Genomic DNA, 7851 nt, shown 5'->3' with positions numbered 1-7851 from the left:
CACGGCGTGCGCGAGGTGAAGGAACTGGCCTATCGCGACCTGTTCACGTCCGAGATCTTCGACGACCCGCTGGTCGGCGACGAGGCCCGCAAGCAGCTGGTCTATTACCCCACCGTCACCCGCGAGCCGTTCGAGCGCCAGGGCCGCTTCACCGACCTGATCGAGAGCGGCCAGCTGTTCCGTGACCTGGGCCTGGCCCAGACCCGCTTCGACCCCGAACACGACCGCGCCATGCTGTGCGGCTCGATGGCGATGATCAAGGACACCGCCGCCCTGCTCGAGGCCCACGGCCTGAAGGAAGGCTCCAACGCCGAACCCGGCGACTTCGTGATCGAACGGGCCTTCGTCGGGTAGGGACGCGATCGCCGGGCTGCGGCGGCTTAATGCTCTCCCTTTGGGGGAGCTGTGCCCCCGGGTCGCGCGAAGCGCGCGCCCGAGGATAAATTCCGCGACTGAGGGGGGTCCTCGCGGCCCGCGCCGCGCTACCCCCTCCGGCCTTCTGGGCCACCTCCCCCAAAGGGCGAGGATCGTTTGGGGCTCCCCTGCACCTTCTTCATGGAACGCGAGATCCGCTCTCGGGTACGCCGCCCTTGCCTGTCGCGTCGCTCCGCGCTAACACTGAACCAAATGGTTCAGCATCAAACGGCCCGCCTCGATTCAGCCTTCGCCGCCCTCGCCGATCCCACCCGGCGCGGCGTGCTGGAGCAGCTCGGCCGTTCCGACGCCTCGATCACCGACCTGGCCGACCGGTTCCACATGACCCTCACCGGCATGAAGAAGCATGTCGGCGTGCTGGAGCAGGCCGGGTTCGTCACGACCCAGAAGATCGGACGCGTGCGGACCTGTCGGCTGGGCCTGCGCCGGCTTGAGGACGAGGCGGCCTGGATCGAACGCTACCGCCAGCTCTGGGCCGCCCGCTTCGACGCCCTGGACCAGGTGGTCGAGACTTTGAAACTCAGGGAGACGACCGATGAGCCACCGCACGACGATTGACCGGAAATCCGAGCGCGAGCTCATCGTCACCCGCACCTTCGACGCCCCGCCGCGTCTGGTGTTCGAGGCCTGGACCACGCCCGCGCTGATGAAGCAGTGGTGGGCGCCCAAATCGATCGGCGTGCCCCTGCTGGGCTGCGAGATGGATGTCCGCACCGGGGGCGGCTACCGCCTGGTGTTCGGGCGCGACGCCTCGGAGTCCATGGCCTTCGTCGGCCAGTACCTCGAGGTGTCGCCGCCCTCGCGCCTGGTCTGGACGAATGAGGAAGAGGAAGACGGCGCCGTGACCACGGTGACCTTCGAGGACAAGGACGGCAAGACGCTGCTGACCGTGCTCGAAACCTACCCCTCGAAGGCGGCCCTCGAGAAGGGCCGCGGGGCGGAAGAAGGGATGCCCGAACAGTTCGCGCAACTGGACGCCCTGCTCGCCACCCTTGGGGGCTAAGGAGCGCGCCGGACCGGCGCGGGCTGGTGAGGTCAGCAGGCTGCGGCGGGGGTGAAGGCCGCTTTCGAGGCTTGGCGGAGGGTAGCGGCTCTCCCTTTTGGGGAAGCTGGCGCCCCCGGGTCGCGCGAAGCGCGCGCCCGAGGATAGTGCAAGGGCAAGCTGAGGATTTTAGTTCGCCTAAAGATCGCCCCGATCTCGTTTTTAGGGACTGATTATTTCCATCCGCATCACCTGCACTTCGGAAGCGATTCCGAAGAAAGCTACGCTCGGTACCGCCCATTCGGCAAATGCAAGCGTGAACATGTCCCAGGAACCTTGAGAATTTATGGAACACCACCACCAGCCAATCTTACCACCAATACAGTCGGCCAGGACCGTTACATCGGTCCATTCACCGCCTCCCGGTTCCGAAATTTCGGTAAGTTTAACGATGAGCTCATCGGTGTCTGGGTTCACAGTAATATGAAGGCCGAGTGTGTCGCCCATGACGACCATTTCCCACCATATCGGGAGAGGGTCTTCGGGATCGATCTTCGCTGTAATACGTCGGACGGTCTGATCGTGAAGTTCTTCGTGCCGCTCTGGCCCGAAGCGCACCAATCCTTGGGCTCGAGGGAGGTCTTCCGTGCTCACTAGCTTACTCCAAAACTGACCCGACAAGCACAGCTATAGAGGGCTTTAGCCTCTTACCACCCCTAGTTGACCCTCCTGACGTCGGCACTGCGCAGCCAAGTCGAAGGTCCGGCTTCGGGCGCGGACTCATTTCTGCTGCTGACCCGTTGCGGAGATTCGTCACGGGATCACCACCAGACTTGGCGGGTCTGGCGCGGCGTTCCCCATAATGGCAAGGCTTGACCATGAACATGCATGAGTTGACGCCCCAGCCCTTCAAGCGGCTGTTTCGGAGATGGTTGAGTTTCGGCGTCGGGACGGGCCTCCTCCTGCTGGCCCTATTCAGTGCTGCAAGGTTCGGCTTGGTGATGCAGGCGAATGTCACGAACAACTACGGTCCGGTATCTGTCCTGTTCGTAGTCATGGCTCTAGCTCCTCTGATCCTGCTGACAGGCGAGGGCCGAAGCCGGATCGGCATGGTAAGGCCAACCTCGCTCGGTGGCGTCACCGCCGGGTTTTGCCTGGGTGCGCTAGCTTGCGCCGCGATGGTGGTCACCGCTGGCGTCCTGTTCGGTTCTGGGGACGACAACGCATTCGTCTACATCGCTGGAACATATTCTGGCGTTCCGTCCCCGATGGACGATCAGACGCGGCTGATCCTCTTCGCCGTTTTTGCCGTGATCGGAATGACCTTTAGTCCGATAGGCGAAGAGCTATTTTATCGCGGACTTGTCCATCAGACCCTGACGGGTCGGTTCGGTGAAGGCCGGGCCTCACTTTTTGAGGCTGGGGCCTTCGCCTTGGTGCATCTCGCTCATTTTGGCCTGATTTGGCGGACAGCTGGCTGGACGTTCCTTGTCGGCCCGGCGGTCTGGTGGGTGGCTGGCCTGTTCGCTACTGGCCTTGTCTTTTCGTGGGCGCGTCGAGCCTCCGGCTCGATCATTGGCTCCATTTTGGCCCATGCGGGCTTCAATCTGACGATGACCGCCTGGATTTTTTTCCGCGTTCTGTAGGTAGCCGATCATGCTCGCGGCAGACGGCTTTGAAGCCATGGGACTAGGTCCACCCCATCACCCTTCTCAGCCCTACCGAAGGTCCCCTAACAGCGCGCCCCCAGGCCATGGCCGCCCACAGCCCGCCCCCACACTTGCCCCCGCGAACGAAGCGGCCGAACTCTGTAAGGTGCCCCCACCCGCCGCCAGAAAGCCCGCCCGCCCGTGACCTCACCCCGCCCGCTCAGGAACCTGCCCGTCGCCGAGGCCCGCGCCCGCATGCTGGACGGTGCCGCGCCGCTGGGTATCGAACAGGTCGCCCTGGCGGCCAGTCTGGGCCGCGTGCTGGCCGAGGCTGTCGTGGCCGAGCGCGACCAGCCGCCGTTCGCCGCCTCGGCCATGGACGGCTGGGCGATCCGGCGGGCCGATCTGGCCACGGTCGCAAGCTTCCAGATCGCCGGCGAGAGCGCCGCCGGCCGGGCCCATGCCGCCCCGGTGCAGCCCGGCGAGGCAGTACGGATCTTCACCGGCGCGCCCGTGCCGCCCGGGGCCGACCTGGTGGTGATCCAGGAAAACGCCGTCCGCGACGGCGACCAGGTGCGCTTCAGCCTCGAGGGCGAGGCCGCCGCCCATATCCGCCCGGCCGGCGGCGACTTTCGGGCCGGAGACGGCCTGCTCGCGGCGGGCTTGCGGCTGGATCCCTGGCGGCTGGCCCTGGCGGCGGCGGCCGGTCGGGACGTGCTGGCCGTGGCCCGCCGCCCGCGCGTCGCCATCCTGGCCACCGGCGACGAGCTGGTCGCGCCCGGCCGGACGCCCGGCCCCGACCAGATCTTCGAGTCCGGCTCCTTCAGCCTGGCCGCCCTGGTCGAGGCCTGGGGCGGCGAGGCGATCCGCCTGACCGCCGCCGGCGACAGCCTCGAGGCGATCACCGCGGCCGTAGCGGCGGCGCCGGCCGACCTGATCGTCACCCTCGGCGGCGCCTCGGTCGGCGACTACGACCTGGTCAAGCCGGCCCTGGCCGAACTGGGCCTGACCCTGAGCGTCGAGACCATCGCCCTGCGGCCCGGCAAGCCGACCTGGTTCGGCGGGCTCACCGACGGCCGCCGCGTACTGGGCCTGCCCGGCAATCCGGCCTCGGGCCTGGTCTGCGCAGAGCTGTTCCTGCGGCCGCTGCTGGCCGCCCTGACCGGCGCCGACCCCGCCCCGCCGCTGTCGGTCGCCCGCCTGACCGCGCCCCTGCCGGCCAATGGACCGCGCGAGCATTGGATGCGCGCGACCCGCGCCATTGATCCCGAGGGGCGAGTGACCGTGACGCCGTTCTCCGATCAGGATTCCTCGCTGGTCAGCGTCTTCGCCCGGGCCGATGCTCTGCTGATGCGCCCTCCCGGCGCGGCGCCCGCCAGGTTGGGGACCTGGCGGTGGTTCTCCCCCTGGCGCGCGCCTGAATCGGCGACGGCGCGGAGCGGGCGTGCTAAGGCCGACTTGGTGGAATTCGAGCCTTGGCGGCGTGCGTCGCCGCAGGAGTGTTGTTGATGGGTAGAGCCGGCAAGGTCGCCGCGCATGTGATCCTGGCCGTTCTGGCCTTGATCCTGGCCCAGATGCTCGCGGCCGGTTCCGTCCTCGACCCCGCCGAACTGACCCTGCACGCGGCGCTTTACGCCTTCAGCGCCCTGATGGTCGAGGCCCTGTTCCAGGTCGAGCGCGCGCCCTGGCGCTTCGTGGCGGCCAGCGACGGCCTGCGCCTGGCCCGCTCGTCGATCCTGACCGTGCTGGTCTTTGCCCTCCTGGCCCGGGTGATCGCGCCCGAGCTGCCGGGCGGCGCGCGCACCCTGATGGCCGCGGCCCTGATCCAGCTGGCCCTGTGCGGCGGGCCCAGCTGGAGGGCGTGCTGATCGAGGCCCTGGTCCGCCTGCGGCCCGCCCCGGCCCATCCCGCCCTGCCCCGCCTGCTGATCGTCGGTTCGGCCAGCGAGGCCGAGGAATTCCTGCGCGCCCCCGCCTCGCACGGCGAACGCTTCGCCCCGGTCGGGGTGCTGACCCCCGACGCCCGCGAGACCGGCGAGGAACTGCGCGGCGTCTGCGTGCTGGGATCGGTCGGCGAGTTCGACGCGGTGATGAGCCAGCTGCGCGAAGGCGGCCTTTATCCGGCGGCCATGCTGTTCCTGGCCTCCGGGCCGCTGAACGTGTTCGGAGCCGAGCGCCTGGGCCGGCTGAAGACCGAGGGCGTGCGCCTGCTGCGCAGCCAGGGCCTGATCGAGATGGGCGGGCGCGGCCTGCGCGAGATCAGCCTGGAAGAACTGCTCAGCCGCCCGCCGGTGCGGCTGGATCCCGAACCGGTCCGCGCCCTGGTGGCCGGTCGCCGGGTGCTGGTCACCGGGGCCGGCGGCAGCATCGGCTCGGAACTGGCCCGCCAGATCGCCGCCAGCGGCTGCGCCCAGCTGACCCTGCTGGACGCTTCGGAGGCCAATCTGTTCCGCATCGACCGCGAGCTGGGCGAGGCCTGGCCCGCCCTGGCCCGGCGTGAGGTGATCTGCGACGTGCGCGACGCCCTGCGCCTGGAGCGGGTGTTCGCCGCCGAGCGGCCCGACATCGTCTTCCACGCCGCCGCCCTCAAGCATGTGACCCTGGTCGAGAACCATCCCTGCGAAGGGGCCCGCACCAATGTGCTGGGCACCCGCAACGTGGCGCTCGCCGCCAAGGCGGCCGGCGCGGCCCACATGGCCCTGATCTCGACCGACAAGGCCGTCGCCCCGACCAGCGTGATGGGCGCGACCAAGCGGATCGCCGAGGCGGTGGCCCGCCAGTACGGGGCCAGCGACGCCACCCGGGTCAGCATCGTGCGGTTCGGCAATGTGCTGGGCTCGGCCGGCTCGGTGGCCCCGATCTTCCAGCACCAGATCGCCCGCGGCGGACCGGTCACCGTGACCCACGCCGACGTCGAACGCTATTTCATGACCATTCCCGAGGCCGTGCAGCTGGTCCTGCGGGCCGTGGCCCTGTCGGCCGCCGATCCGGGCTCGCCGGACGGGGTGCTGACCCTGGAAATGGGCGAGCCGGTCAAGATCATCGAGCTGGCCCGGCGGATGATCGCCCTGCAGGGCCTGGTCCCCGACCAGGACATCGAGATCCGCATCACCGGCCTGCGTCCGGGCGAGAAGCTCACCGAGGCCCTGGTCGACATCAACGAGACCGCGCGCCCCAAGGCCCAGGGCGTGGTCGAGGCCACCCCCCTGGCCCCGCTGCCGGCCATCGACGAGGCCACCCTGGCCACGCTGGAGGCTTCGTCCCTGGCCTGCGACGAGTTCGGCGTCCGCACCCAGCTGTTCGACCTGGTCGAGCGCCTGCGAGCCACGACGCCCGCCAAGGGCAGGGTCGGGACGCGGGTCTAGGGAAGAGCGGGACCGCCCCTCGATGTCCGTCTCCCCGGCGAAGGCCGGGGCCCAGATCGAACCCCGAAAGGCGGCAACCGGGTCAGGACAGAAGGCGCATCAACCCCAAACGCTCAGGCTGAATCTGGGCCCCGGCCTTCGCCGGGGAGGTGGAGATAAAGGCGAGGGTTGCGAGGGCGAAGACATTCGCACCGCCTCCCTCAGTGAAAGTCCCGGCTGCGCTGCAGGCGGCCGGAGGATCGGGCCGGCGGCGGGGCCCCGGGCTCGGTCTTCAGCCGCGCCAGCTCGCCTGAGAGGTCGGTGAAGCGTTCGGCCACCACATGGATCACCCCGTCGGCGGCCTGCAGCCGGCCGTGCACGACCAGGAAGGCGGCGCTCATCGCCACCCGGCGGTTGGCCTCGAAACAGTCCTTCCAGACCACGGCGTTGGCCACCCCGGTCTCGTCCTCCAGGGTGATGAACACCACGCCCTTGGCGGTGCCGGGCCGCTGGCGGATCAGGACCAGCCCGGCCACCGCCACCCGGCGGCCGTCGCGGATCGACTTCAACCGCTCGGCCGGCACGACGCCCAGCCGGTCGAGCATCGGCCGGAAGAAGCCGCAGGGATGGGCCTTCAGCGACAGGCTGGTGGTGCGGTAGTCCTCGGCCACCTGCTGGGGCAGGGCCATGGCCGGCAGGGCCACGGCGGCCTCGAACAGGGGCAGGCCGGCCAGCAGCGGGGCCTGGCTGTCGATGCGGTTCTCGCCCTTCAGCCCCTTGATCCGCCACAGGGCGTCGCGGCGGCTCAGCCCGGCCGAGGCGAAGGCGTCGGCCTCGGCCAGCAGCTCCAGCCCGCGCTGCGACACCCCGGCCCGGGCGAAGTCGGCCGGTTGCCGGGCCCCGGCGGCGCGGGCGGCGACCAGCCGCTGGCCATCGTCCTCGCGCAGCCCCTTGATCTGCCGCAGCCCCAGGCGAACCGGCTTCCAGAACGGCCGGGTGGCGGGGTTGAACAGTCGGTCCGGAGGCAGCGGCGGCTGCGGCCGGTCATCGCGCGTCTCCGGACCCGGCGCGGCGTCCAGGGTGCAGTCCCAGTCGCTGGCCAGTACGTCGGGCGGCAGCACGATCACCCCGTGCTCGCGGGCGTCGCGAACCAGCTGGGCCGGCTGGTAGAAGCCCATGGGCTGGGAATTGATCAGGGCGGCGCAGAACACGTCGGGCCAGGCCCATTTCAGCCAGGCCGAGACATAGACCAGCTTGGCGAAGCTGGCGGCGTGGCTTTCGGGGAAGCCGTAATGGCCAAAGCCCTCGATCTGCTTGAAGCAGCGGGCGGCGAAGTCGGGGTCATAGCCGCGCGCCGTCATGCCGCCGACGAACTTCTCGCGATATTCGGCCGGGTCGCCGAGGTTCTTGAAGGTGGCCATGGCCCGGCGCAGGCCGTCGGC

Annotated in this window: 7 protein-coding genes and 2 pseudogenes; 7 read left to right on the top strand and 2 right to left on the bottom strand. The window is 69.4% G+C overall.

All coding sequences use genetic code 11. The features are described 5' to 3' along the window. From CSW58_RS08125 to CSW58_RS08115, 3 genes and pseudogenes are all read left to right on the top strand, one after another. Positions 1 to 354 (top strand): annotated as a pseudogene (locus CSW58_RS08125) (ferredoxin--NADP reductase); the annotation flags it as partial. A 273-nt stretch (positions 355 to 627) separates the two neighbouring features. Beyond that, positions 628 to 993 carry a helix-turn-helix transcriptional regulator gene (locus CSW58_RS08120; RefSeq protein WP_099446955.1) on the top strand — a complete coding sequence of 122 codons (366 nt, stop codon included), beginning with the start codon at positions 628 to 630 and terminating at the stop codon, positions 991 to 993. Next, positions 971 to 1438, top strand: coding sequence for an SRPBCC family protein (locus CSW58_RS08115; protein WP_099446954.1), 468 nt, complete (start codon positions 971 to 973; stop codon positions 1436 to 1438). The genes CSW58_RS08120 and CSW58_RS08115 overlap by 23 nt, the downstream gene beginning before the upstream one ends. 201 nt (positions 1439 to 1639) lie before the next feature. Here the strand turns inward: CSW58_RS08115 and CSW58_RS13730 are convergent, their stop codons facing one another. Further along, positions 1640 to 2071, bottom strand: coding sequence for a DUF6334 family protein (locus CSW58_RS13730; protein WP_143755131.1), 432 nt, complete (start codon positions 2069 to 2071; stop codon positions 1640 to 1642). Between the two features lie 224 nt (positions 2072 to 2295). Between CSW58_RS13730 and CSW58_RS08110 the strand changes: the two genes are divergently transcribed. From CSW58_RS08110 to CSW58_RS08100, 4 genes and pseudogenes are all read left to right on the top strand, one after another. Continuing rightward, positions 2296 to 3063, top strand: coding sequence for a CPBP family intramembrane glutamic endopeptidase (locus CSW58_RS08110; protein WP_099446953.1), 768 nt, complete (start codon positions 2296 to 2298; stop codon positions 3061 to 3063). Between the two features lie 258 nt (positions 3064 to 3321). Continuing rightward, positions 3322 to 4487 (top strand): annotated as a pseudogene (gene glp, locus CSW58_RS08105) (gephyrin-like molybdotransferase Glp). Between the two features lie 87 nt (positions 4488 to 4574). Beyond that, positions 4575 to 4934: a hypothetical protein gene (locus tag CSW58_RS15110; RefSeq protein WP_236627720.1), complete on the top strand. Its 360-nt coding sequence runs from the start codon at positions 4575 to 4577 to the stop codon at positions 4932 to 4934. Beyond that, a complete protein-coding gene (locus CSW58_RS08100; protein WP_236627719.1) occupies positions 4904 to 6430 on the top strand; it encodes a nucleoside-diphosphate sugar epimerase/dehydratase in 1527 nt (508 codons plus the stop codon). Before CSW58_RS15110 ends, CSW58_RS08100 begins: the two co-directional genes overlap by 31 nt. A 200-nt stretch (positions 6431 to 6630) precedes the next feature. On the opposite strand, the gene CSW58_RS08090 is transcribed toward CSW58_RS08100, so the two are convergent. Beyond that, positions 6631 to 7851, bottom strand: a 1221-nt coding sequence (locus tag CSW58_RS08090) for an OB-fold nucleic acid binding domain-containing protein (protein WP_236627718.1), incomplete at its 5' end; no start/stop codon positions are given.

This window comes from Caulobacter sp. B11 (genome assembly GCF_002737765.1).
Lineage (GTDB): Bacteria > Pseudomonadota > Alphaproteobacteria > Caulobacterales > Caulobacteraceae > Caulobacter.
Note: the sequence above shows the minus strand (reverse complement) of the source record. Positions and strands in the feature narration are given on the sequence as shown.